Raw genomic sequence first — 22,132 nt, 5'->3', positions numbered from 1 at the left:
CGAGCGACATCGGGCAACACCCCACACCTACACACCGAAAACCGCCTCGGACCAACCCGATCCGAGGCGAAACCCGCCCACTGACCAACCGGCACGAAAAATCGAGGCTAGCCAGCCGACCATCCACAGCCGCCGCCGCTGTGGATAACCGGCACCAGGGCGGGCCGTGATGTGGGCACCCTGAGGGACAGTGTGGGACATGGGAATTCGCTACTACGCATATCCGGTCCCCGGCGATCGCATCGACGACGCCCGCCGCGACCCCTCGCCGTTTCTCGGGGTCGATCCACTCGCCGACGCGTGGCGTCTGGTGCCGGTCCCGCCGGAGAAACTCGGCGGGATCCGCCCGGGTCGCCTTTCCTACATCGACCCGGACAAACCGCGGCCGACGATGCTGTACCTGGACAAGGCGTACCGGGTCTTCCAGGATCTCTTCTCGGGCGGTGCCGGAGAGAGCGCGCGAGAGTCTTACGCGCTGGTCGAAGGAGAACCGACGATGTCCTTCGCCGAGGGCTACTCGTGCACCCCGTGGCTACGAGTACTCGACGTTGCGCACACCGCGGCCATCGCCGCCGACCTTCGGCAGGTCGACCTCGTCGCCGACGACAACCCGCTGCTTTCGCGAGGCCTGACGTGGTCTGCGCCGGTGATCAACGACTACCTGGTCACCGCACGCATGTTCATGGCCGACCGGGCCGCGGCCGGCGACGGTGTGCTCTACACGATCACCTAGCCGATCGCGGCCGGGCCGGTCGCCGCCAATGGACAACGACGCCGGTGGCCTGCCGTGGCGGTACCCGGCGGTAGGCTGGTAAGCCGCAGAACCGCCATCGACGACTCCGAGGACGACACCCCCAGTGCAGACGCATGACATCCGGAAGCGATTCCTGGATCACTTCATCAAGGCCGGGCACACCGAGGTGCCCAGCGCCTCCCTGATCCTCGACGATCCGAACCTGCTCTTCGTCAACGCAGGCATGGTGCCGTTCAAGCCGTTCTTCCTCGGTGAGCGGACCCCGCCGTTCGACCGGGCCACCAGTGTGCAGAAGTGCGTGCGGACCCTCGACATCGACGAGGTCGGCATCACCACGCGCCACAACACCTTCTTCCAGATGGCGGGCAACTTCTCCTTCGGCGACTACTTCAAGCGCGAGGCCATCACCTTCGCGTGGACGCTGCTGACCGGCCGCATCGAGGACGGCGGATACGGTATTCCGCCCGAAAAGCTGTGGCCGACAGTCTATCTCGACGACGACGAGGCCGAGACGATCTGGCGTGAGGAGATCGGCGTACCCGCCGAGCGGATCCAGCGGCGCGGAATGAAGGACAACTACTGGTCGATGGGTGTGCCCGGGCCGTGTGGTCCGTGCTCGGAGATCTTCTATGACCGCGGCCCCGCCTACGGGGTCGAGGGCGGCCCGGAGATCGACGAAGACCGCTACATCGAGATCTGGAATCTCGTGTTCATGCAGAACGAGCGGGGCCCCGGCGGTGGCAAGGAGGGCTACGAGATCCTCGGTCCGCTGCCGAAGAAGAACATCGACACCGGCATGGGGATCGAGCGGGTCGCCTGCATCCTGCAGGACGTCGACAATGTCTACGAGACCGACCTGCTCAAGCCGATCATCGATCTCGCAACCACGGTGACCGGTCGCTCCTACGGCGGCGGCGATCATGAGGCCGACGTCCGATTCCGCGTCATCGCCGACCACACCCGCACCGCGACGATGCTGATCGGTGACGGGGTGCTCCCCGGCAACGACGGACGCGGCTACGTGCTCCGGCGGCTGTTGCGGCGCGTCGTTCGCTCGGCCCGGCTGCTCGGTTCCACGGGCGCGGCCGACGGTGCGAACCCCGGCGGCGCCGATCGGCCCATGATGGCGGACTTCGTCGGCGCCGCGATCGACCTGATGGCGCCGTCGTATCCCGAACTGGCCGCCAAGCGCGAGCACATCCTGACCGTCGCGGTGGGCGAGGAGGTCTCGTTCGCCAAGACCCTCGCGGCGGGCACCAAGCTGTTCGGCGACGCGGCCGCTGCCACCAAATCGGCGAACAAGAAGACGCTTTCCGGTGGCGACGCGTTCACGCTGCACGACACCTACGGATTCCCCATCGACCTCACTCTCGAGATGGCGGCCGAGGCCGGCCTGTCGGTGGACGAAGCCGGTTTCACCGAGCTGATGGCCGAGCAGAAGCAACGTGCCAAGGCCGACGCGAATGCCCGCAAGACCGGCCACGCCGACGCCGCGGTCTACCGCGAATTCCTCGACCGCGGGCCGACGGAGTTCACCGGTTATGACGAGCTGGTCTCCGAGGCGCGGATCATCGGCCTCGTCGCCGACGGCGCCCGGATGCGCAACGCCACCGCGGGCCAGGAACTGACAGTGATCCTCGATCGCACCCCGCTCTACGCCGAATCGGGTGGACAGATGGCCGACATCGGCACCATCACCACCAGCACCGGCGCCCGGCTGGCGGTCAAGGACGTACAGCGGGTCGGCAAGTCGGTGTGGCTGCACAATGTGATCGTCGAGACCGGTGAGGTGATCGAGGGCGACGAGGTGCTCGCCGCGGTCGACCAGGGCTGGCGACACGGCGCCACCCAGGGTCACTCGGGTACGCACATGGTTCACGCAGCACTGCGTCAGGTGCTCGGACCTGGTGCGACACAAGCAGGTTCGCTGAACCGGCCCGGTTACCTGCGCTTCGATTTCCACTCCGCCGGCCCGTTGACGGCCGCGCAGCGCGGCGAGATCGAGGAGATCTCCAACGAGGCCGTCGAGTCCAACTATCAGGTCAACACCTTCGAGACCGGTCTCGCCGAGGCGAAGTCCATGGGCGCCCTGGCGCTGTTCGGCGAGAACTACGGCGATCAGGTGCGCGTCGTCGAGATCGGCGGACCGTTCTCGATGGAACTGTGCGGCGGTACGCATGTGGCGTCCTCGGCACAGATCGGTCCGGTGACCCTCATCGGCGAGTCGTCGGTGGGTTCGGGTGTCCGGCGCGTCGAGGCCTACGTCGGCATGGACTCGTTCCGCCACCTGTCCAAGGAGCGCGCGCTGATGGCCGGGCTCGCCTCGTCACTGAAGGTGCCCTCCGAAGAGGTACCGGCCCGGGTCGAGCAACTGGTGGGCCGATTGCGCGATGCCGAGAAGCAACTGGAGAAGGTGCGCGCCGAATCCGCCCGCGCGTCGGCGGCCGCGCTGTTCGATCAGGCGAGCACCGTCGGTTCGACCCTGCTCGTGGCCGGCCGGGTGCCCGGAGTCGATGCCAACGGCCTCCGGTCGGTGGCCGCGGACCTGCGGGGCCGGGTGGCCGACCGGTCCGCGGTGATCGCGCTGTTCTCCGGCGGTGACGGCGCCGACGGCGAGCCGGCGAAGGTGCCGTTCGTCGTGGCCACCACCGAGGCCGCCCGCGCCACCGGCGTCAAGGCCGGTGAGGTGGTCAGGCAGATCGCACCCCTGCTCGGCGGGCGGGGCGGCGGCAAACCCGACCTGGCCCAGGGATCGGGGACCGATCCGGCCGGGGTGGACGTGGCAATACGGCAGATCAGCGAGCTCCTGCACTGATGTGCCCTGAGCAGATGCCGCCTCGCGAGCCGTGGCGACGCGGTCGCCGCCTCGGGATCGACGTCGGCAGCGTGCGCATCGGGGTGGCGGTGTGTGATCCGGACGGCATTCTGGCGACGCCAGTCGAGACCGTGCGGCGCGACACGGCCGGCGGTGCGGATGTGGCGAGGATCGCGGAATTGGTGGCCGAGTACGAGGCGATCGGCGTGATCGTCGGCCTGCCCAAGACGCTGCGCAACACCGACGGGCACGCGGTCGCCGCCGCTCGGGAGTTCGGCGATGCGCTGACCACCGCGATCGCGCCGGTGCCCGTCGAATACGTCGACGAACGACTCACCACCGTCACCGCCGCCCAGGCCCTGCGCGCGAGTGGACGTTCGGCGAAGTCGTCACGTTCGGTGATTGATCAGGCGGCCGCGGTCGCTATTCTGCAGGGATGGCTGGACGCGCGACGATGACCTCGTGGGCATCGTCGACGCGTCGGCCGACCGGAGGGTCCGGTCGGTCCAGGGCCGGTGTGGTGCGCAATTCGCGCATGTGCCGGGGGACGATCGGGTGCGTGCGCCGACCGTCGAACCGGAACCAGGGAGGGTATTCGCGGTGAGCGACGAACGGCATCGGAATCGCCATCGAGAGCATTCCGAGCCTGCGAGGGAGGGACACTCGGGCGGGGAGCGTGCCGGCGAGGGGATGGACCCGGATCGACTGAGGTACTTCACCCAACCGGTCGACGGGGGACCCGGCAGCCGCCATCGGCGCCGCCGTTCCGGCTCGGCGGGATCGCCGTCGGGTTCTTGGGCTGCAGTGCCCCAGCAGACGCCACCGCCCCAGCAGACGCCACCGCCCCAGCAGACGCCACCGCCCCGGCAGACCCCACCGCGTCGGCAACCGCCGCCGATACGGCAACCGCCGGCGCTTCGGCAGTCGCCACCGCCGCAGATGCCACCGCCGCAGTCGCCACCGCCGCAGTCGCCACCGCCGCAGATGCCACCGGCCGAGGCGCCGTCCCTGCGCGGCCGGTCGGTACGCCCCACACCCGCTCGGGCCCCGGCGTCGGAGCGCTACGAGCGCTCACACTTGTCGCCCCCGCGCCGCGCTGCGCCGCAACGTATCGAGCCCGCCGCGGCCGCCCGGTACGAGGACACCACCGTCCATGACGACCCCGCGTACCCCGATACCGCATACCCCGACCCCGACCCCGACCCCGCCTATTCCGATGCCGGCCCGGAGGCCCGGCCGGATGCGATCGGGACACCCGACGGTCAAGACGGCACCGATGACCTGATTGTTGCCGCGCCGGCTCCCGAGCCGGACGAGCACCCCGAACGGCGGCCCGCGGCCATCGCACGTCGCCGCCGCCGCCGGATCGGCATGGCCGTCGTGCTGGTCGTCATGCTGGCGGTGATTGCCGGAGTGGGCTATTGGGGTGCACAGAAGGCCGGGTTGCTGGACTCGCGCAAGGACTACTCGAACGCGGCCGGAACCGCCGACGTCCTCGTGCACGTCCCGGACGACTCGTCGATCAAGCAGATCGGCGGGATCTTGGTCGACGACGACGTGGTCGGCAGTGTCCGCGCCTTCGTCGACGCAGCTGATGGTGCATCGCTGTCCAGCGGCTATTACAAGTTGCGTACCCAGGTCCCCGCGGCGGTGGCGGTGAAGATGATGACCAACCCCGATTCGGCAAACCGTGTCGGGCGGATCGTCGTGCCTCCGGGCACCCCGCTGGACACCAAGCGTGACACCTCCGGCCGGGTGACTCCGGGCATCCTGGAGATGATCGCCGATCAGTCCGGCGTCGAGGTCAACGGCCGGCGGCTCGGGGTGACCCAACAGCAACTCGAGGAGGCCGCGGCGAAGGCTGGTGTCGCCGAACTCGGCGTACCCGCCTGGGCGCGGGACGCGGTCACCGCACTCGACGGCGATCATCGCCGCATCGAGGGCCTCATCGCGCCGGGCACCTGGGAGGACATCGACCCGCACGACAATCCCACCGAGATCCTGAGCTCGCTGATCACCACGAGTGCGCGTAAGTACGAGGGGTGGGGCTTGTTGAGCCACAACGAGTCCGGTCTCAGCTCGTACCAGACGTTGGTCGCCGCCTCGTTGCTGCAGGGCGAAGTGCAGCCCGAGGACTATCCCAAGGTCGCGCGCGTCATTCTGAACCGGCTCGCCAAAGGACAGCGTCTCGAGTTCGATTCGACGGCCAACTACACCGCCAACATCGTCGACCTGAATCTGCACGACGACGCACTCAAGGCCAATACGCCGTGGAACACCTACGTGCAGAAGGGCCTTCCGCCCACACCGATCGGTGCGGTGGAAGAACCGGCACTCGAGGCGATGGAGCAACCGGCCGACGGCAACTGGCTGTACTTCGTGACAGTCGACTCCAAGGGAACGACCTTGTTCACTGACGACTTCGATCAGCATCGCCGCAACATCAACACCGCGTGCGAGAACAAATTCATCACCTGTCGGTGAGCGGCATGTCGGTGAATCCTGTTCTGCCGCTGGGGCGTCCGCCACTGCACGATCCGATCGGCGGGCGTAGCGCACGACGCGCCGCGGTACTCGGATCACCGGTGTCGCACTCGCGGTCGCCGGACCTGCATCTGGCCGCCTATCGGGCGCTGGGTCTGAGCGACTGGGTATACACCCGGATCGAGTGCACCGCCGAGGCGCTGGCCGGGATCGTCGCATCGGCACCCGACGCGCAGGTGGGGTTCTCGGTGACGATGCCCGGCAAACTCGCCGCACTCGAGGTCGCCGACACGCGGACCGACCGGGCGGTGCTCGTCGGATCGGCGAACACCCTCGTACGTACCCGCGCCGGGTGGCGCGCGGACTGTACCGACATCGACGGGATGACGGGTGCGCTGGACCGACTCGGCGTGCGCGAACGCGTTGCCGGCGGCGAAGCGACGGACTCGGCGGTTGTCGTCGGTGCCGGTGGCACCGCCTTGCCGACTATGGCCGCGCTCGCGGCCATCGGGATCGCCGAGGTGACCGTCGTGGCGCGCAGCGCCGACCGGGCCGACGGGGTCCGCGCCCTCGCCGAGCGTCTCGGGATGAGGGTGCGGGTGGTGCCCTTCGCCGCCGACACCGGCCTGCGGTCGCGGTGTGCCGGCGCCGCGGTGACCGTGTCCACCGTGCCTGCCGCCGCAACGACACCGGTACTCGATGCACTTGCGGCGTCGCGGCGGGTCGTCGACGTCATCTACGACCCGTGGCCGACCCCGCTGGCCACCGCGGTGCGCGCTGCCGGCGGGCAGGTCGCCGGGGGACTGGTGATGCTGCTGAACCAGGCATTCAGCCAGGTCGAGCAGTTCACCGGTTCACCCGCCCCGCGCGCGGCGATGGAGACGGTCTTCGCCGGCCGCGACGCGGCATCCTGACCACTCCCCAGACAGACCTCCGTCCACAGTCGGGAACCGATTCGCCGAAGAGGCGCGGGGCGCGTGCACCGTGGTGGGCGAGACTGACGGACGTGATCCTCCCGGACATGTCGCTGACGGCCCTCATCCTCCTCGCGGGGTGGTTGGCGGTGATCGCCGAGACGGACCGGCGCACCGGCCGCATCCCGAATGCTCTGTTGTGGCCGGGCGTGCTCGGGGTCGGCGTCGCCGGTTGCGCCCACCCGGAGGTGCTCTTCGCGGCGGCCGCCGGGTCCGTCGGCTATCTGGTGGCGTTCGTGTGCGGCCGGTGCGGGGGAGCCGACGTCAAGCTCGGATTCGTGCTCGGCGGATTGCTTGCTCATCCGATGTCGGCGCTGGTGATGGTCGTGCTCGCCCAGGTCGGTCTCCTGGTCGTCCATCGTCGTGCCGGTCCGCGCCGGCGTCCCCACGGCCCTACCCTCGTCACCGCTGCCGTCATCGTGGTCGTCCTCGGGTTCGCACTCGGATGAGGAGCCGGTGGGCTCCGCCGGGCATGCCGATCAAGGCTGTTCGCGGTGCAGGTGGCCCGCATGGAACAATTGATCCTTGTGTTGCGCTGGATAACAGCCGGAGAGTCACATGGCCCGGCACTCATGGCGATCGTCGAGGGAATGGTCGCCGGAGTAGAGATCACCTCGTCGGATATCGCCGAACAACTGGCTCGTCGCCGCCTCGGTTATGGTCGCGGCGCCCGCATGAAGTTCGAGGCCGACCAGATCACGATAATCGGCGGCCTGCGTCACGGGTTCTCGATGGGTGGCCCGATCGCCATCGAGATCGGCAACACCGAGTGGCCCAAGTGGGAGACGGTGATGGCCGCCGATCCGGTCGATCCCGCCGATCTCGAGGACAGCGCCCGTAACGCGCCGCTGACACGCCCGCGGCCCGGGCATGCCGACTACTCCGGAATGCTCAAGTACGGCTTCGACGACGCGCGTCCGGTGCTCGAACGTGCAAGTGCGCGCGAGACCGCAGCACGAGTCGCGGCCGGCACCGTGGCGCGAAACTTCTTGCGGCAGGTATTCGGCATCGATGTCCTCTCGCATGTGATCTCGATCGGGGCGAGCGAACCCTATGACGGCCCGCCGCCGCGCTATGCCGATCTCGAGGCGATCGACGCGAGTCCGGTTCGCGCATACGGCCACGATGCGCAGGTGGCGATGATCGCCGAGATCGAGGCCGCCAAGAAGGACGGCGACACCCTCGGCGGGGTGGTCGAGGTCCTCGCCACGAACGTGCCCGTCGGGCTCGGCTCCCATGTCAGCGGCGAGACCCGGCTCGACGCACGTCTGGCCGGTGCCCTGATGGGCATCCAGGCCATCAAGGGTGTCGAGGTCGGTGACGGTTTCGCGACGGCGCGTCGTCGGGGCAGCGCCGCCCATGACGAGATGGTGCCCGGCCCCGATGGTGTGCTGCGCTCGACCAATCGGGCCGGTGGCCTCGAGGGTGGCATGACCAACGGTGAGGACGTACGCGTCCGGGTGGCGATGAAGCCGATCTCCACGGTGCCGCGCGCGCTGTCGACCATCGACATGAGCACCGGCGATCCGGCCGTGGCCATCCACCAACGTTCCGACGTGTGCGCCGTGCCCGCCGCCGGGGTGGTGGCCGAGGCCATGGTCGCCCTGGTCCTGGCGCAGGCCGCGCTGGAGAAGTTCGGTGGCGATTCGGTCACCGAGACCGGCGAGAACCTGCACGGCTACCTCAAACACATCGAGTCCCGGCCACCGCGATCATGACCGGCGCACAGCCACCGGTGACCGGTGGGCCGCAACGCCCGGTCGCCGTGCTCGTCGGGTTCATGGGAGCCGGAAAGTCCACCGTCGGACGCGTGCTCGCCGACCAGCTCGGTGTCGACCTCGTCGACACCGACTGCGAGATCGTGCAGCGGACCGGCCAGGCCATCCCGGAGATCTTCGCCGACGCCGGTGCCGAACGCTTCCGGCAGATCGAATCCGAGGTCGTCCTCGACGTCCTGGAACGTCACCGCGGCGTGGTCGCCCTGGGCGGCGGAGCGGTCACCACCGAGGCCGTACGCGACGCGCTCGGTGGGCATCGCGTGGTGCACCTGAAGGTCGACGCCGACGCCGGATTCGCGCGGGTGTCCGGTTCCGATCGGCCACTGCTGGCGGGCGCCGATCCGGCCGAGCGTTACCGCCTACTGCTCGCCGAGCGGGCCGGCACCTACGCCGAGGTCGCGACCATCGAGGTGGATGCCGCACGCGGGGACGCACACGACGTCGCCGACACGATCATCGCCGCCATCGCCCGCGAACTCGTACCCGAGAGGACCCCATGAGCGAGCACACCTCCCATCCCGAACAGTCCACCACCGATCCGGTGCGGATCCGGGTCTCTGCTGGTTCGCCCTACGACGTGATCATCGGCCGTGGACTGCTCGGTGAGCTCGCCGCGGCGGCCGAGGGTGCCGACCGGATCGCGATCCTCTACCAGCCGACTCTTGCGCAGACCGCAGAGCAGATCCGAGAATTCCTGTCCGACAAGGGTTTCGACGCCCACCGGGTGGAGATTCCCGACGCCGAAGACGGCAAGGACCTCGCCGTGGCCGCGTTCTGCTGGGAGGTGTGCGGCCGGATCGGACTGAAGCGCAACGACAAGATCATCTCGCTGGGCGGCGGCGCCGCCACCGATCTCGCCGGGTTCGTCGCCGCGACCTGGATGCGCGGGATCGGGGTCATTCATGTGCCGACGACCCTGCTGGCGATGGTCGATGCCGCCATCGGCGGCAAGACCGGAATCAACACCGACGCGGGCAAGAACCTGGTGGGGTCGTTCCACGAGCCCGACGCCGTCTTGATCGACATCGCGACGCTGGAGACGGTGCCCCGCAACGAGGTGATCGCCGGACTCGCGGAGGTCATCAAGACCGGGTTCATCGCCGACCCGGTGATCCTCGACCTGATCGAGGCCGACCCGGCCGCGGCAACCGATCCCGCCGGACCTGTGCTACCCGAACTGATCCGCCGCTCGGTGCAGGTCAAGGCCGACGTCGTATCGGTCGATCTCAAGGAATCCTCGCTGCGCGAGATCCTCAATTACGGGCACACCCTCGGTCACGCCATCGAGCGGCGTGAACGGTACCGCTGGCGGCACGGTGCGGCGGTCTCGGTAGGACTGGTGTTCGCCGCCGAACTCGCCCGTCTGGCCGGACGACTCGACGACGAGACGGCCGACCGCCACGCCGCGATCCTCTCGATGGTCGGCCTGCCCGTGAGCTACGACGCCGACGCCCTCGGTGACCTACTGCAGACGATGGCCGGTGACAAGAAGAACCGTTCGGGTGTGATGCGCTTCGTCGTGCTCGACGGACTGGCCAAGCCCGGACGTCTCGAGGGACCGGACCCGTCGCTGATCGCGGCGGCATATTCGGCGGTCGCCGCAGACGTCACGCCCGACGGCGCCACCCTGCTGTGAGCAAACAGGCAGATCGAACGGTTCAGACCCGTTCGATCTGCTCGGTCGGCTGCGCGTCGGGATGTACCGACCAGTCGTCGTTGCGAGCGTTCTTGCGCTGATCGCGGCGTACCAGCCAGCGGCCGACTGCGGCGCCGACGAAGGCGGGCGCGAAGATCAGCAATGCGGTGAACGAGCCGCCCGCGAACAGTTCGACCCACAGGCTCGCCTCGCCGATGCCGGAGAACACGAAGTTCCCGAGAATCCAGGAGATCAGACCGGCGACCAGCCCGGCGAACACACCGGCCTTGAGCCAGCGGACGGTGAGGTCACCGTAGTCATCGGGGTCCGGGTTGGCGCGGGCGTCGGCGATGCCGTCGACCCCGCCCCACAGCAACGCGATCAGCACGACCGCGGCGACGGCGATCGTCTTCCACACCGTCGAATGCAGGGGAGCGTGGATGATGGCGAGGCCGAGCAGCACGCGGGCGACGACATGGACGGCGGTCATGAACACGCCGCGCAGCAACCAGGAGGAGAGCATGCGGAACAGGTTACTAGACAGTCAGTCGCGACAGTGCTGTTGGCCACACTTGGGCGTCGCAGCCACTGCTCGCACTCATCGGCTGCGTCGTAACCTGGAGCAATGACCGTCATCCACGACCACGCCGGCCGGCGTGACCGGCTGCGTGCACTCATCGGTTCCGGAGACGCTTCCGCCGATGCCTTCCTGGTCACCGACCTGACCAACCTGCGCTATCTGACCGGGTTCACCGGTTCCAATGGAGCGGCGTTGATCTGGACCGGTGGGGCGACGGGCCCCGCCGGCGACCGGATCTGCACCGACGGCCGGTATGAGACCCAGGTTGCCGAACAGTCCGGTGATCTGATGGCCGTCATCGCCCGCGACTGCCCGCCCGAGTTGCTGCGGATCGCAGCCGGGGCCGGGGCGCGGCGCATCGGTTTCGAGGCGGATGCGTTGAGCGTCTCCGCGCATCGACGGTTGAGTGCGGTGCAGCTCGCCGGCGAGGTGGAGCTGGTGGGCCGGTCGGGCCTGGTGGAGGGTTTGCGCGAGGTCAAGGATGCCGGCGAGATCACGTTGCTGCGGCGGGCGTGCGAGATCGGTGACGAGGCGTTGACCGCGATCATCGCCGAGGGTGTGTTGCGTGCCGGGTCCACCGAGCGCGAGGTGGCCAGAGCGATCGAGTGGGAGATGTATCGCCGCGGGGCCGACGCCGTCGCCTTCGAGACGATCGTGGCCGCCGGCGCCAACTCGGCCATCCCGCATCATCGCCCGACACACGACGTCCTCGCCGACGGTGACCTCGTGAAGATCGATTTCGGAGCCGTGTTCGGTGGGTATCACTCGGACATGACGCGCACCTTCGTGTTGTCGCGCGCAGCGGACTGGCAGCGCGAGATCTATGAGTTGGTGGCGACCGCGCAGGCCGCCGGACGGGCGGCGCTGAAGCCGGGGGCAGACCTGCGCGAGGTGGACGCGGCGGCACGGACGGTGATCGCCGATGCCGGTCACGGTCCGGACTATGTGCACGGACTAGGGCACGGCGTCGGTCTCGAGATCCACGAAGCGCCGGGGATCGGCAAACTCGCGACGGGTACACTGCCTTGCGGCGCAGCGGTGACCGTGGAACCCGGGGTCTACCTCCCGGGGCGAGGCGGAGTCAGGATCGAGGACACCCTCGTCGTCACGGACGGCGATCCGGAGCTGCTGACCGCCAGCGACAAGACATTCACCGTCATCTGACGGTTCTGCCCCGCGAGAAGGAAGAGACGACACCTATGGCGACCACCGCCGACTTCAAGAACGGCCTCGTGCTGCGCATGGACCAGCAGCTGTGGCAGATCCAGGAGTTCCAGCACGTCAAGCCCGGTAAGGGACCGGCCTTCGTGCGGACCAAGATCAAGAACGTCCTCTCGGGTAAGACCGTCGACAAGACCTTCAACGCCGGTGTGAAGGTCGAGACCGCCACCGTCGACCGCCGGGACATGACCTACCTGTACAACGACGGCACCGACTACGTCTTCATGGACACCCAGGACTACGAGCAGTATCCGATCGCGCCGGACACCGTCGGTGACGGTGCCCGTTTCCTGCTCGAGAACATGACCGTGCAGGTCTCGCTGAACGAGGGTCTTGCGCTGTTCGTCGAGCTGCCGGTCACCGTCGAGCTCGAGGTCACCCACACCGATCCCGGCCTGCAGGGCGACCGCTCCACCGGCGGCACCAAGCCGGCCACGCTCGAGACCGGCACCGAGATCGCGGTTCCGTTGTTCATCAACACCGGCGACAAGCTGAAAGTCGACTCACGCGACGGCAGCTACCTCGGCCGCGTCAACAGCTGAGCGAGATCATCACACGTGAAGCAACCCGGAACCCGGCACAAGGCGCGGCGGCGCGCCATCGACCTGCTCTTCGAGGCGGAGGCCAAGGGCGTCAGTCCGGCCGACCTCGTCGGTGAACGGCGCACGCTCGTGCAGAGCGACGAGAGTGTGGGGCAGATCCATCCCTACACCGCCCGCGTGATCGACGGACTGGACACCGACGGCGCCCAGATCGACGCCGTGGTCTCGTCGCATCTGAAAGGGTGGACGCTCGATCGCCTGCCTGCGGTGGACCGCGCGATCCTGCGCCTGGCCACGTGGGAACTGTTCAACGCCACCGATGTCGACCCGGTGGTGGTGGTCGACGAGGCCGTCGAGTTGGCCAAAGAACTGTCCACCGACGACTCGCCCGCGTTCGTCAACGGGGTGCTGGGCACGATCGCCGAACTCGCACCCCAGGTCCGGGCCGCGCAGGCCGCCGGATCCGATCACGACAATCCGTGATCGCCTCGGCGGTTCGGGCCCCTGCCGGTTCGTTTCCGACCGGTGGCCCGGTGTAGGGTGAAGCCGACAGACATCCTTTAACGATCCGTCCCGTGAGGCGGAGAAGGAGGTCGGCGTGGTCACGCCCACCAACGGTGCCGCCTCGGGTCGGCGAGTTCTCCTCGATGCCGGTGACGTCTCCCGCACCATCGCCCGGGTCGCGCATCAGGTGATCGAGAAGAACGCACTCGACGCCCCCGACGCACCTCGCGTCATCATCATCGGAATCCCCACTCGGGGTACTGCTCTCGCCGATCGGCTGGCGGCGAAGATCGCCGAATTCGCGGGCCGGGAGATTCCGGTCGGCTATCTCGACATCACGCTCTATCGTGATGATCTGCGCGACAAGCCACATCGCCCGCTCGAGCGGACGATGGTGCCCGCCGGCGGTGTGGACCACGCGATCGTCGTCCTCGTCGACGACGTCCTCTATTCAGGCCGCACGGTCCGCGCCGCGCTCGATGCGCTGCGTGATCTCGGTCGCCCCGACGCCGTACAGCTGGCCGTGCTCATCGATCGCGGTCATCGCGAATTGCCCTTGCGCGCAGACTATGTCGGCAAGAACATCCCCACCTCACGGGACGAGAACGTCGCAGTGCATCTCACCGAACACGATGAGGTCGACGAGGTCGTGCTCACCGCGTCCGGGGCGGAGGAGCGCTGATGCGCCACCTGTTGTCCACCGAAGGACTGTCGGCGCAGGAGGCGACCGAACTGCTCGACGAGGCGCAGCGTTTCGAGCAGGCGCTGGCCGGTCGTGAGGTCCGCAAACTACCCACCCTGCGCGGGCGCACCGTGATGACGGTGTTCTATGAGAACTCCACCCGCACCCGCGTGTCCTTCGAGACCGCGGGCAAATGGATGAGCGCCGACGTGATCAACGTGTCGGCGTCGAGTTCGTCGGCAGGCAAGGGTGAATCGCTACGGGACACCGCAATGACATTGCGCGCCATCGGTGCCGACGCCCTGATCGTGCGGCACCCGGCTTCGGGTGCGGCGCAACAGATTGCGCAGTGGACCGCGGGTACCGACGGCGACGGCCCCGCGGTGATCAACGCCGGTGACGGCACGCACGAGCACCCCACTCAGGCGCTGCTCGACGCCCTGACCCTGCGACAGCGTCTCGGTTCGCTGACCGGTCGGCGCGTTGCGATCGTCGGTGATGTCCTGCACTCGCGGGTGGCCCGGTCCAATGCGCATCTGCTCTCGACGCTGGGCGCCGAGGTGGTGCTCGTGGCGCCGCCGACCCTGTTGCCGGTGGGAGTCGAGTCGTGGCCGGTCACCGTCTCGGCCGACCTCGACGCCGAACTGCCCGCGGTGGATGCGGTGATGATGCTGCGGGTGCAGGCCGAACGCATGAACGGCGGATTCTTCCCGAGTTCGCGGGAGTACTCGGTGCGCTACGGACTGTCCGAGCGGCGGCGCGAGCTCCTCGGGGAGGATGCGGTGATTCTGCATCCGGGTCCGATGTTGCGTGGCATGGAGATCGGGTTCTCGGTTGCCGACGCCCCGCAGGCGACGGTCCTCGAGCAGGTGCGCAACGGAGTGCACGTGCGGATGGCGGTGCTGTTCCGTCTGCTCGTCGGCACCGAACAGACAGGAGTGTCCCAGTGAGTGGCCAGAAGAGCACGGGAACTGTTGTGCTCCAGCAAGTTCGGCCGTATGGCGACGATCTGGTCGACGTGGTCGTCGTCGACGGCGAGATCGCCGAGATCGGGGCCTCGGTCACGGTGCCCGCCGATGCGCAGCGCATCGACGGTGGCGGCAAGATCCTGCTGCCCGGGTTCGTCGACCTGCACACCCACCTGCGTGAACCCGGCCGCGAGGACACCGAGACCATCCGCACCGGATCGCGGGCCGCCGCACTCGGCGGGTACACCGCGGTCTTCGCGATGGCCAACACCGACCCGGTCGCCGACAACGCCACCATCACCGACAATGTGTGGCGGGTCGGGCGCGACGTCGGCCTGGTCGATGTACACCCCGTAGGAGCGGTGACCGTCGGTCTGGGCGGTACGCAGCTCGCCGAGATGGGCATGATGGCCGCCGGTGCGGCAGGTGTCCGGATGTTCAGCGATGACGGCAAGTGCGTACACGACCCACTGATGATGCGCCGGGCCCTCGAGTACGCCAGGGGGCTCGATGTCCTGATCGCCCAGCATGCCGAGGAACCACGGTTGACCAAGGGGTCGATCGCGCACGAGGGTCCGGTCGCAGCCCGGCTGGGCCTGACCGGGTGGCCACGCGCCGCCGAGGAATCGATCGTGGTGCGCGATGCGTTGCTCGCCCGCGACGCCGGGGCCCGCGTCCACATCTGCCACGCATCCACCGAGGGCACCGTCGAACTGCTGCGCTGGGCCAAGGATCAGGGCATCGCCATCACCGCCGAGGTCACCCCGCATCACCTGTCGCTCACCGACGAACGCCTCACGACCTACGACCCGGTCAACAAGGTGAATCCGCCGCTTCGGGAGGAGCGCGACACCCGCGCGCTGCGCCGGGCCCTCGCCGACGGCATCGTCGACTGCGTCGCCACCGACCACGCACCGCACGCCGCACAGGACAAATGCTGCGAGTTCGCGATCGCCAAACCCGGCATGCTCGGATTGGAGACGGCGCTGGCCATCGTCGTCGACACGATGCTGACCCCGGGACTGCTCGACTGGCGTGGCGTGGCGCGCGTGATGAGCGAACGGCCGGCGCAGATCGCCGGTCTCACCGATCAGGGACGGCCGATCGCGGTCGGTGAACCGGCCAACCTCACGATCGTCGATCCCGATGCCTCCTGGGTGGTGCGTGGCGACCAGCTGGCCAGTCTCTCGTCGAACACCCCGTACGAGGAGATGACGATGCCGGCGCGGGTCACCGACACCTTGCTGCGCGGTGTCGTCACCGCACGTGGCGGGCAGGCGAGCGCATGAACGAGATCCTCCTCGACCTCATCATCGTGATCGTCGTCCTGGCGGTGTGGCTGGCCCTGGTGGTCGCGTTGCTGCGCGGATGGCGCAACCGGGGCCGCCGACAGGCCGACGCAATCGGTGAAGTCCCATCCGTGCCGGCCGATCCCGGTGACACGTTGCTCGGTCCCGACTCCGGCATGTATCTGGGCGCCACCTTCGCGCCCAGCTGGCAGAACCGGGTCGCGGTCGGCGACTACGGGGATCGCGCCGCCGCCACGTTCCGCGCCCATCCCACGGGAATCCACATCGAGCGCAACGGGGCCACCGATGTCTGGATTCCGCGGGCGGCGATCACCGCAATCCGCACCGAACGTGGCCACGCGGGCAAGGTGATGGGCGCCGCCGGCGTGTTGGTGATCCGCTGGATACTGCCCTCCGGTACCGAGCTCGACACCGGATTCCGCGCCGACGACAAGGCCGTCTACGCCTCGTGGATCGCCGAATTCGAGGTTCCCTCAGACACTTCCCCGCCGGCTTCGCAGCCCGACCCGGCGCAGCCCGATACCGAACAGAGGAATGGACAATGACCGCAGCGGTACTGGTGCTCGAGAACGGCCAGGTCTTTACCGGTCGCGCTTACGGCGCCGTCGGCGAGACGCTCGGCGAGGCCGTGTTCTGCACGGCGATGACCGGATACCAGGAGACCCTCACCGATCCCAGCTATCACCGCCAGATCGTGGTGGCAACCGCTCCGCAGATCGGCAACACCGGATGGAACACCGAGGACGGGGAGTCCGCGGGCAGTGCGGGCAGCGACCACCTCGACGGCGATTCCGGGAAGATCTGGGTGGCCGGTTACGCGATCCGCAATCCCACTCGGCGCGTGTCGAATTGGCGCGCGACAACGACTCTCGAGGATGAACTGAGCACGCAGGGTGTGGTCGGTATCGCCGGCATCGACACCCGCACCGTGGTGCGGGTGCTGCGCGATCACGGTTCGATGCGCGCCGGCGTGTTCTCCGGCCCGGCGCTCGCCGCCGACGACGAACTCCTGAACCGGGTGCGCAGTCAACCCGAGATGAAGGGCGCCGACCTGGCCGGCGAGGTATCCACCGACGCCGGATATCTCGTCGAGCCGGCAGCGGGAGCGAAGACGCGCTTCACCGTCGCCGCGATAGACCTGGGAATCAAGACCAACACCCCCCGGATGTTCGCCGAACGGGGAGTGGCCGTGCATGTACTGCCCGCGGACACCTCGTTCGAGACGATCGCCGGGCTGAAGCCCGACGGGGTGTTCCTGTCCAACGGCCCCGGCGACCCGGCAACAGCCGACACCGCGGTCGCACTGACCCGCGAGGTCCTCGGTGCAGACCTGCCGTTGTTCGGCATCTGTTTCGGCAACCAGATCCTCGGCCGCGCGCTGGGCCGCGGCACCTACAAGATGGCCTTCGGCCATCGCGGAATCAACATCCCGGTCATCGATCACGCCACCGGAAAGGTGTCGATCACCTCGCAGAACCACGGCTTCGCACTCGAGGGCGAGGCCGGGGAGGAGTTCGACACCGATTTCGGCCGGGCCCGCGTCAGCCACGTCTGCGCCAACGACGGCACCGTCGAGGGTGTCGAATTGCTTTCCGGCCGAGCCTTTTCGGTGCAATACCATCCCGAGGCGGCCGCCGGACCACACGACGCCGCCTACCTCTTCGACAAATTCGTCACCCTCCTCGAGGATGACCGCGCCAACGGAACGAGGGCCTGATGCCGCGCCGCACCGATCTGTCCCATGTCCTGGTGATCGGCTCCGGACCGATCGTCATCGGCCAGGCCTGCGAGTTCGACTATTCCGGAACCCAGGCCTGCCGCGTCCTCAAGGCGGAGGGACTGCGGGTGAGCCTGGTGAACTCCAACCCGGCCACGATCATGACCGATCCCGAGTTCGCCGACGCGACCTACATCGAACCGATCACGCCGGAATACGTCGAGAAGGTCATCGAGGCCGAGCGCGACGCCGGGCACCCCATCGACGCGGTGCTGGCGACCCTCGGCGGTCAGACGGCGCTCAATGCCGCTGTGGCACTACATGACCGGGGTTCGCTGGAGAAGTACGGCATAGAGCTGATCGGCGCCGACTTCGACGCGATCCAGCGCGGCGAGGACCGGCAGATGTTCAAGGACATCGTGGCCAAGGTCGGCGGCGAGAGTGCCCGCTCACGGGTCTGCCACACGATGGCCGAGGCGCACGAGACCGTCGCCGAACTCGGCTACCCCGTCGTCGTGCGACCGTCGTTCACGATGGGCGGCCTCGGCTCCGGGATGGCTTATGACGCAGCAGATCTCGAGCGGATCGCCGGTGGTGGGCTGGCCGCCTCGCCGACCGCCAACGTGCTGATCGAGGAGTCGATCCTCGGTTGGAAGGAATACGAACTCGAGCTGATGCGCGACAACCGCGACAACGTGGTCGTCATCTGTTCGATCGAGAACGTGGACCCGGTCGGCGTGCACACCGGGGACTCGGTGACCGTCGCCCCGGCGATGACGCTGACCGACCGCGAATACCAGATCATGCGTGACCTCTCGATCGATATCCTGCGCGAGGTCGGTGTGGACACCGGCGGCTGCAACATCCAGTTCGCGCAGGACCCCCGCGACGGTCGCCTCATCGTCATCGAGATGAACCCGCGTGTGTCGCGGTCATCGGCATTGGCCTCCAAGGCAACCGGTTTCCCGATCGCCAAGATCGCCGCGAAGCTCGCCATCGGCTACCGCCTCGACGAGATCACCAACGACATCACCAAGGAGACGCCGGCGTGTTTCGAGCCGACGCTCGACTACGTCGTGGTCAAGGCGCCCCGATTCGCCTTCGAGAAGTTCCCGGGAGCCGACGACACCCTCACCACGACGATGAAATCGGTGGGTGAGGCGATGAGCCTGGGCCGATCCTTCGCCGAGGCGCTGGGCAAGGTGATGCGTTCGCTGGAGACCAAGGCCGCCGGCTTCTGGACCGAGCCGGGCCGGCCCGATCCCGCATCGCTGGACCTCGATGCTCTCCTCGACTCGTTGCGTACCCCCAAAGACGGGCGCCTCTACGGCATCATGCTCGCGTTCGAGGCCGGTGCGAGTATCGAGCAACTCTACGAGGCAACGGCGATCGACCCGTGGTTCCTCGCCGAGATCGGCGGCATCGCCGACCTCGGCGCACAGATCCGCGACGCCGACGCAGTGTCCCCGGACCTTCTGCGCGAAGCGAAGTCGACCGGCTTCTCCGATCGCCAGATCGCAGTGCTGCGTAGCGATTTCGCCGACGAGGATGCGGTACGGCAGTTCCGCCACGCCGCCGGGATACGTCCGGTGTACAAGACGGTCGACACCTGCGCGGCGGAGTTCGAGGCCCGCACCCCCTACCACTATTCCACCTACGAACTCGACCCGGCGGCCATCAGTGAGATCGCGCCGCAACCCGACCGGCCCAAGGTACTCATCCTCGGTTCCGGGCCCAACCGGATCGGTCAGGGCATCGAGTTCGACTACTCCTGTGTGCATGCGGCCCTCACCCTCAGCGAGGCCGGCTACGAGACGGTCATGGTCAACTGCAATCCCGAGACCGTCTCGACCGACTACGACACCGCCGACCGCCTGTACTTCGAGCCGCTGACCTTCGAGGACGTGCTCGAGGTGTTCCACGCCGAGTCGGTCTCGGGTACGGTGGCCGGCGTCATCGTGCAGCTCGGCGGCCAGACCCCGCTAGGCCTGGCCAATCGCCTCGAGGCGGCCGGCGTGCCGATCGTCGGCACCAGTCCCGCCGCGATCGATCTGGCCGAGGACCGCGGCGAATTCGGCAAGGTGCTCACCGCCGCCGGTCTGCCCGCGCCCGCATTCGGTGCCGCCACCAGCTTCGACGACGCCCGCGACATCGCGGCCCGCATCGGATACCCGGTACTCGTCCGCCCGTCGTATGTACTCGGCGGCCGGGGAATGGAGATCGTCTACGACGAGCAGTCCCTCGCCGACTACATCTCCCGTGCCACGGAATTGACTCCCGATCATCCCGTTCTGGTCGACCGGTTCCTCGAGGATGCCGTCGAGATCGACGTCGACGCGTTGTGTGACGGCACCGAGGTCTACATCGGCGGGATCATGGAGCACATCGAGGAGGCAGGTATCCATTCCGGTGACTCGGCGTGCGCGCTGCCGCCGGTGACGCTCGGACGATCGGATCTCGCGATGGTGCGGGAGTCCACCGAAGCCCTCGCCAAGGGCATCGGGGTACGCGGCCTGCTCAACGTGCAGTACGCGCTCAAGGACGACGTCCTCTATGTGCTGGAGGCCAATCCGCGGGCCAGCCGAACCGTGCCCTTCGTCTCCAAGGCCACCGCGGTGCCGCTGGCCAAGGCGTGCGCACGGGTGATGATGGGCACCTCGATCGCCGAGCTGCGCGATCAGGGCATCCTGTCGGCCACCGGTGACGGCGGCGACGCCCCGGCGCACGCACCGATCGCCGTGAAGGAAGCGGTGCTGCCCTTCAACAGGTTCCGGCGTCATGACGGGACCGGGGTGGACGTGCTGCTGAGCCCGGAGATGAAGTCGACCGGCGAGGTGATGGGCATCGACGCCGACTTCGGCCGTGCCTTCGCGAAGTCGCAGACGGCCGCCTACGGATCGTTGCCCACCTCCGGTGCGGTCTTCGTGTCGGTGGCCAACAAGGACAAACGGGCACTGTTGTTCCCGGTCAAACACCTCGCCGATCTCGGATTCACCATCCTGGCGACCGAGGGCACCGCGGAAGTGTTGCGCCGCAACGGCATCGAGTCGACGACGGTACGCAAACACTTCGAGTCGGTACCGGGGGAGCCGACCATTCTCGACGCCATCGCGAGCGGCGAGGTGGTGATGGTGATCAACACCCCCTACGGCCAGTCCGGACCGCGGGTCGACGGCTACGAGATCCGTAGTGCGGCAGTCGGGGCCGGCATCCCGTGTATCACGACGGTGCAGGGCGCCAGTGCCGCGGTACACGGCATCGAGGCCGCGCGCGGCAACCGGATGGGCGTCGAGGCGCTGCAACGACGCCACGCGGCGCTGGTCAACGAGCAATGACCGGCTTCGGTCCCCGCTTCCGTGCCGCGGTCGGCACCAGAGGACGGCTGTGCGCGGGCATCGATCCGCATTCCGAACTCCTCGAGAGCTGGGGACTCGGCGTGGACGCGGCCGGACTCGACCGGTTCGCCGACATCTGCATTGCGGCACTCGCCCCGGTGGCGGCGGTCGTCAAACCACAGGTCGCGTTCTTCGAACCCTTCGGGGCGGCGGGGTTCGCGACACTCGAACGTGTCATCGCCGAATGCCGCGGGGCCGGGGCGCTGGTGCTCGCCGACGCCAAACGTGGTGACATCGGGTCGACGATGGCCGCGTATGCCAGGGCCTGGCTCGACGATTCCTCGCCGCTGGCCGCCGACGCGGTCACCGTCTCTCCATATCTTGGATTCGGTTCGCTTGCACCGGCTTTCGACGCCGCCCGGGCCGCGCAACGAGGTGCGTTCGTGCTGGCGCGGACCTCCAACCCGGACGGGGCCGGTGTGCAGCTCGCCGACGCCGGCGGGCGTCCGGTGGGGCAGCGGATCGTCGACGCCGCGGCCGCGGCCAACACCGATGGATCGGGAACGCTGGGCGTCGTGGTCGGGGCGACTCGGGCACATGGCCTGGATCTCACGACGCTGGCCGGCCCGGTCCTCGCACCCGGACTCGGCGCTCAGGGCGCCACGGCCGCAGATCTCGGCGCGGTCTTCGCCGACGCCGACCTCAGCTGGCTCCTGCCGGCGTCCTCGCGCGGAGTGCTGCGCGCCGGGCCCGACGCCGCCGCGGTGCGCAGCGCATTCGAGACCGCGCGCGACGAGGTGGAGTCGGCGCTGCAGTAGCCGTAGCACCAGCG

Annotated in this window: 20 protein-coding genes; 19 read left to right on the top strand and 1 reads right to left on the bottom strand. The window is 68.3% G+C overall.

Going from position 1 to position 22,132, the window contains the following annotated elements:
- Positions 1-199: 199 nt before the first annotated feature.
- The 9 genes from ACLQ3C_RS01970 (at position 200) to aroB (ending at position 10,441) form a co-directional block, all read left to right on the top strand.
- A complete protein-coding gene (locus ACLQ3C_RS01970) occupies positions 200-733 on the top strand; it encodes a hypothetical protein (RefSeq protein ID WP_425702897.1) in 534 nt (177 codons plus the stop codon).
- 124 nt (positions 734-857) lie between these two features.
- Positions 858-3,569: an alanine--tRNA ligase gene (gene alaS / locus ACLQ3C_RS01965; protein ID WP_425702895.1), complete on the top strand. Its 2,712-nt coding sequence runs from the start codon at positions 858-860 to the stop codon at positions 3,567-3,569.
- 14 nt (positions 3,570-3,583) lie between these two features.
- A complete protein-coding gene (ruvX, locus tag ACLQ3C_RS01960) occupies positions 3,584-4,027 on the top strand; it encodes a Holliday junction resolvase RuvX (protein ID WP_425702893.1) in 444 nt (147 codons plus the stop codon).
- Between the two features lie 481 nt (positions 4,028-4,508).
- Positions 4,509-6,053, top strand: a complete 1,545-nt coding sequence (locus ACLQ3C_RS01955) for an endolytic transglycosylase MltG (RefSeq protein WP_425702892.1) — start codon at positions 4,509-4,511, stop codon at positions 6,051-6,053.
- Between the two features lie 5 nt (positions 6,054-6,058).
- Positions 6,059-6,967 (top strand): shikimate dehydrogenase, encoded by a 909-nt coding sequence (locus tag ACLQ3C_RS01950; protein ID WP_425702954.1) that lies wholly within the window; start codon positions 6,059-6,061, stop codon positions 6,965-6,967.
- Positions 6,968-7,059: 92 nt separating this feature from the next.
- Positions 7,060-7,476 (top strand): A24 family peptidase, encoded by a 417-nt coding sequence (locus tag ACLQ3C_RS01945; protein ID WP_425702890.1) that lies wholly within the window; start codon positions 7,060-7,062, stop codon positions 7,474-7,476.
- Between the two features lie 60 nt (positions 7,477-7,536).
- On the top strand, positions 7,537-8,745 hold the full coding sequence (gene aroC / locus ACLQ3C_RS01940) for a chorismate synthase (RefSeq protein WP_425702889.1): 1,209 nt from the start codon (positions 7,537-7,539) through the stop codon (positions 8,743-8,745).
- Positions 8,742-9,305 (top strand): shikimate kinase, encoded by a 564-nt coding sequence (locus ACLQ3C_RS01935; RefSeq protein WP_425702887.1) that lies wholly within the window; start codon positions 8,742-8,744, stop codon positions 9,303-9,305. Before aroC ends, ACLQ3C_RS01935 begins: the two co-directional genes overlap by 4 nt.
- Positions 9,302-10,441: a 3-dehydroquinate synthase gene (aroB, locus tag ACLQ3C_RS01930; protein WP_425702885.1), complete on the top strand. Its 1,140-nt coding sequence runs from the start codon at positions 9,302-9,304 to the stop codon at positions 10,439-10,441. Before ACLQ3C_RS01935 ends, aroB begins: the two co-directional genes overlap by 4 nt.
- A 22-nt stretch (positions 10,442-10,463) precedes the next feature.
- On the opposite strand, the gene ACLQ3C_RS01925 is transcribed toward aroB, so the two are convergent.
- A complete protein-coding gene (locus tag ACLQ3C_RS01925; RefSeq protein WP_425702883.1) occupies positions 10,464-10,964 on the bottom strand; it encodes a B-4DMT family transporter in 501 nt (166 codons plus the stop codon).
- A 102-nt stretch (positions 10,965-11,066) separates the two neighbouring features.
- Between ACLQ3C_RS01925 and ACLQ3C_RS01920 the strand changes: the two genes are divergently transcribed.
- The 10 genes from ACLQ3C_RS01920 to pyrF all read left to right on the top strand — a co-directional run bounded on the left by ACLQ3C_RS01920 (position 11,067) and on the right by pyrF (position 22,118).
- Entirely contained in the window at positions 11,067-12,185 is a 1,119-nt protein-coding gene (locus ACLQ3C_RS01920) for a M24 family metallopeptidase (protein WP_425702881.1), read from the top strand.
- A 35-nt stretch (positions 12,186-12,220) separates the two neighbouring features.
- Entirely contained in the window at positions 12,221-12,784 is a 564-nt protein-coding gene (gene efp / locus ACLQ3C_RS01915) for an elongation factor P (RefSeq protein ID WP_425702879.1), read from the top strand.
- A 15-nt stretch (positions 12,785-12,799) separates the two neighbouring features.
- Positions 12,800-13,267, top strand: coding sequence for a transcription antitermination factor NusB (nusB, locus tag ACLQ3C_RS01910; RefSeq protein WP_425702878.1), 468 nt, complete (start codon positions 12,800-12,802; stop codon positions 13,265-13,267).
- 115 nt (positions 13,268-13,382) lie between these two features.
- Positions 13,383-13,970, top strand: a complete 588-nt coding sequence (gene pyrR, locus ACLQ3C_RS01905; protein WP_425702877.1) for a bifunctional pyr operon transcriptional regulator/uracil phosphoribosyltransferase PyrR — start codon at positions 13,383-13,385, stop codon at positions 13,968-13,970.
- Positions 13,970-14,920 carry an aspartate carbamoyltransferase catalytic subunit gene (locus tag ACLQ3C_RS01900; RefSeq protein ID WP_425702875.1) on the top strand — a complete coding sequence of 317 codons (951 nt, stop codon included), beginning with the start codon at positions 13,970-13,972 and terminating at the stop codon, positions 14,918-14,920. Before pyrR ends, ACLQ3C_RS01900 begins: the two co-directional genes overlap by 1 nt.
- Positions 14,921-14,946: 26 nt before the next feature.
- On the top strand, positions 14,947-16,227 hold the full coding sequence (locus ACLQ3C_RS01895) for a dihydroorotase (protein WP_425702874.1): 1,281 nt from the start codon (positions 14,947-14,949) through the stop codon (positions 16,225-16,227).
- On the top strand, positions 16,224-16,793 hold the full coding sequence (locus ACLQ3C_RS01890) for a transporter (RefSeq protein WP_425702872.1): 570 nt from the start codon (positions 16,224-16,226) through the stop codon (positions 16,791-16,793). The genes ACLQ3C_RS01895 and ACLQ3C_RS01890 overlap by 4 nt, the downstream gene beginning before the upstream one ends.
- Positions 16,790-17,965: a glutamine-hydrolyzing carbamoyl-phosphate synthase small subunit gene (carA, locus tag ACLQ3C_RS01885; RefSeq protein WP_425702870.1), complete on the top strand. Its 1,176-nt coding sequence runs from the start codon at positions 16,790-16,792 to the stop codon at positions 17,963-17,965. Before ACLQ3C_RS01890 ends, carA begins: the two co-directional genes overlap by 4 nt.
- Positions 17,965-21,300 (top strand): carbamoyl-phosphate synthase large subunit, encoded by a 3,336-nt coding sequence (gene carB / locus ACLQ3C_RS01880; protein WP_425702869.1) that lies wholly within the window; start codon positions 17,965-17,967, stop codon positions 21,298-21,300. Before carA ends, carB begins: the two co-directional genes overlap by 1 nt.
- A complete protein-coding gene (pyrF, locus tag ACLQ3C_RS01875; RefSeq protein WP_425702867.1) occupies positions 21,297-22,118 on the top strand; it encodes an orotidine-5'-phosphate decarboxylase in 822 nt (273 codons plus the stop codon). The genes carB and pyrF overlap by 4 nt, the downstream gene beginning before the upstream one ends.
- The last annotated feature ends 14 nt before the right edge of the window (positions 22,119-22,132 follow it).

Origin of the sequence: Gordonia sp. DT30, assembly GCF_049844915.1 — a bacterium.
GTDB lineage: Bacteria > Actinomycetota > Actinomycetes > Mycobacteriales > Mycobacteriaceae > Gordonia.
Note: the sequence above shows the minus strand (reverse complement) of the source record. Positions and strands in the feature narration are given on the sequence as shown.

What these genes read in the sequence shown, in the direction of transcription:
- ACLQ3C_RS01970 (WP_425702897.1), top strand. Translation starts at nt 200, where the DNA reads ATGGGAATTCGCTACTACGCATATCCGGTCCCCGGCGATCGCATCGAC.
- ruvX (WP_425702893.1), top strand. Translation starts at nt 3,584, where the DNA reads ATGCCGCCTCGCGAGCCGTGGCGACGCGGTCGCCGCCTCGGGATCGAC.
- ACLQ3C_RS01955 (WP_425702892.1), top strand. Translation starts at nt 4,509, where the DNA reads ATGCCACCGCCGCAGTCGCCACCGCCGCAGTCGCCACCGCCGCAGATG.
- ACLQ3C_RS01950 (WP_425702954.1), top strand. Translation starts at nt 6,059, where the DNA reads ATGTCGGTGAATCCTGTTCTGCCGCTGGGGCGTCCGCCACTGCACGAT.
- aroC (WP_425702889.1), top strand. Translation starts at nt 7,537, where the DNA reads ATGGAACAATTGATCCTTGTGTTGCGCTGGATAACAGCCGGAGAGTCA.
- ACLQ3C_RS01935 (WP_425702887.1), top strand. Translation starts at nt 8,742, where the DNA reads ATGACCGGCGCACAGCCACCGGTGACCGGTGGGCCGCAACGCCCGGTC.
- aroB (WP_425702885.1), top strand. Translation starts at nt 9,302, where the DNA reads ATGAGCGAGCACACCTCCCATCCCGAACAGTCCACCACCGATCCGGTG.
- ACLQ3C_RS01925 (WP_425702883.1), bottom strand. Translation starts at nt 10,964, where the DNA reads ATGCTCTCCTCCTGGTTGCTGCGCGGCGTGTTCATGACCGCCGTCCAT.
- ACLQ3C_RS01920 (WP_425702881.1), top strand. Translation starts at nt 11,067, where the DNA reads ATGACCGTCATCCACGACCACGCCGGCCGGCGTGACCGGCTGCGTGCA.
- efp (WP_425702879.1), top strand. Translation starts at nt 12,221, where the DNA reads ATGGCGACCACCGCCGACTTCAAGAACGGCCTCGTGCTGCGCATGGAC.
- ACLQ3C_RS01900 (WP_425702875.1), top strand. Translation starts at nt 13,970, where the DNA reads ATGCGCCACCTGTTGTCCACCGAAGGACTGTCGGCGCAGGAGGCGACC.
- ACLQ3C_RS01890 (WP_425702872.1), top strand. Translation starts at nt 16,224, where the DNA reads ATGAACGAGATCCTCCTCGACCTCATCATCGTGATCGTCGTCCTGGCG.
- carA (WP_425702870.1), top strand. Translation starts at nt 16,790, where the DNA reads ATGACCGCAGCGGTACTGGTGCTCGAGAACGGCCAGGTCTTTACCGGT.
- carB (WP_425702869.1), top strand. Translation starts at nt 17,965, where the DNA reads ATGCCGCGCCGCACCGATCTGTCCCATGTCCTGGTGATCGGCTCCGGA.
- pyrF (WP_425702867.1), top strand. Translation starts at nt 21,297, where the DNA reads ATGACCGGCTTCGGTCCCCGCTTCCGTGCCGCGGTCGGCACCAGAGGA.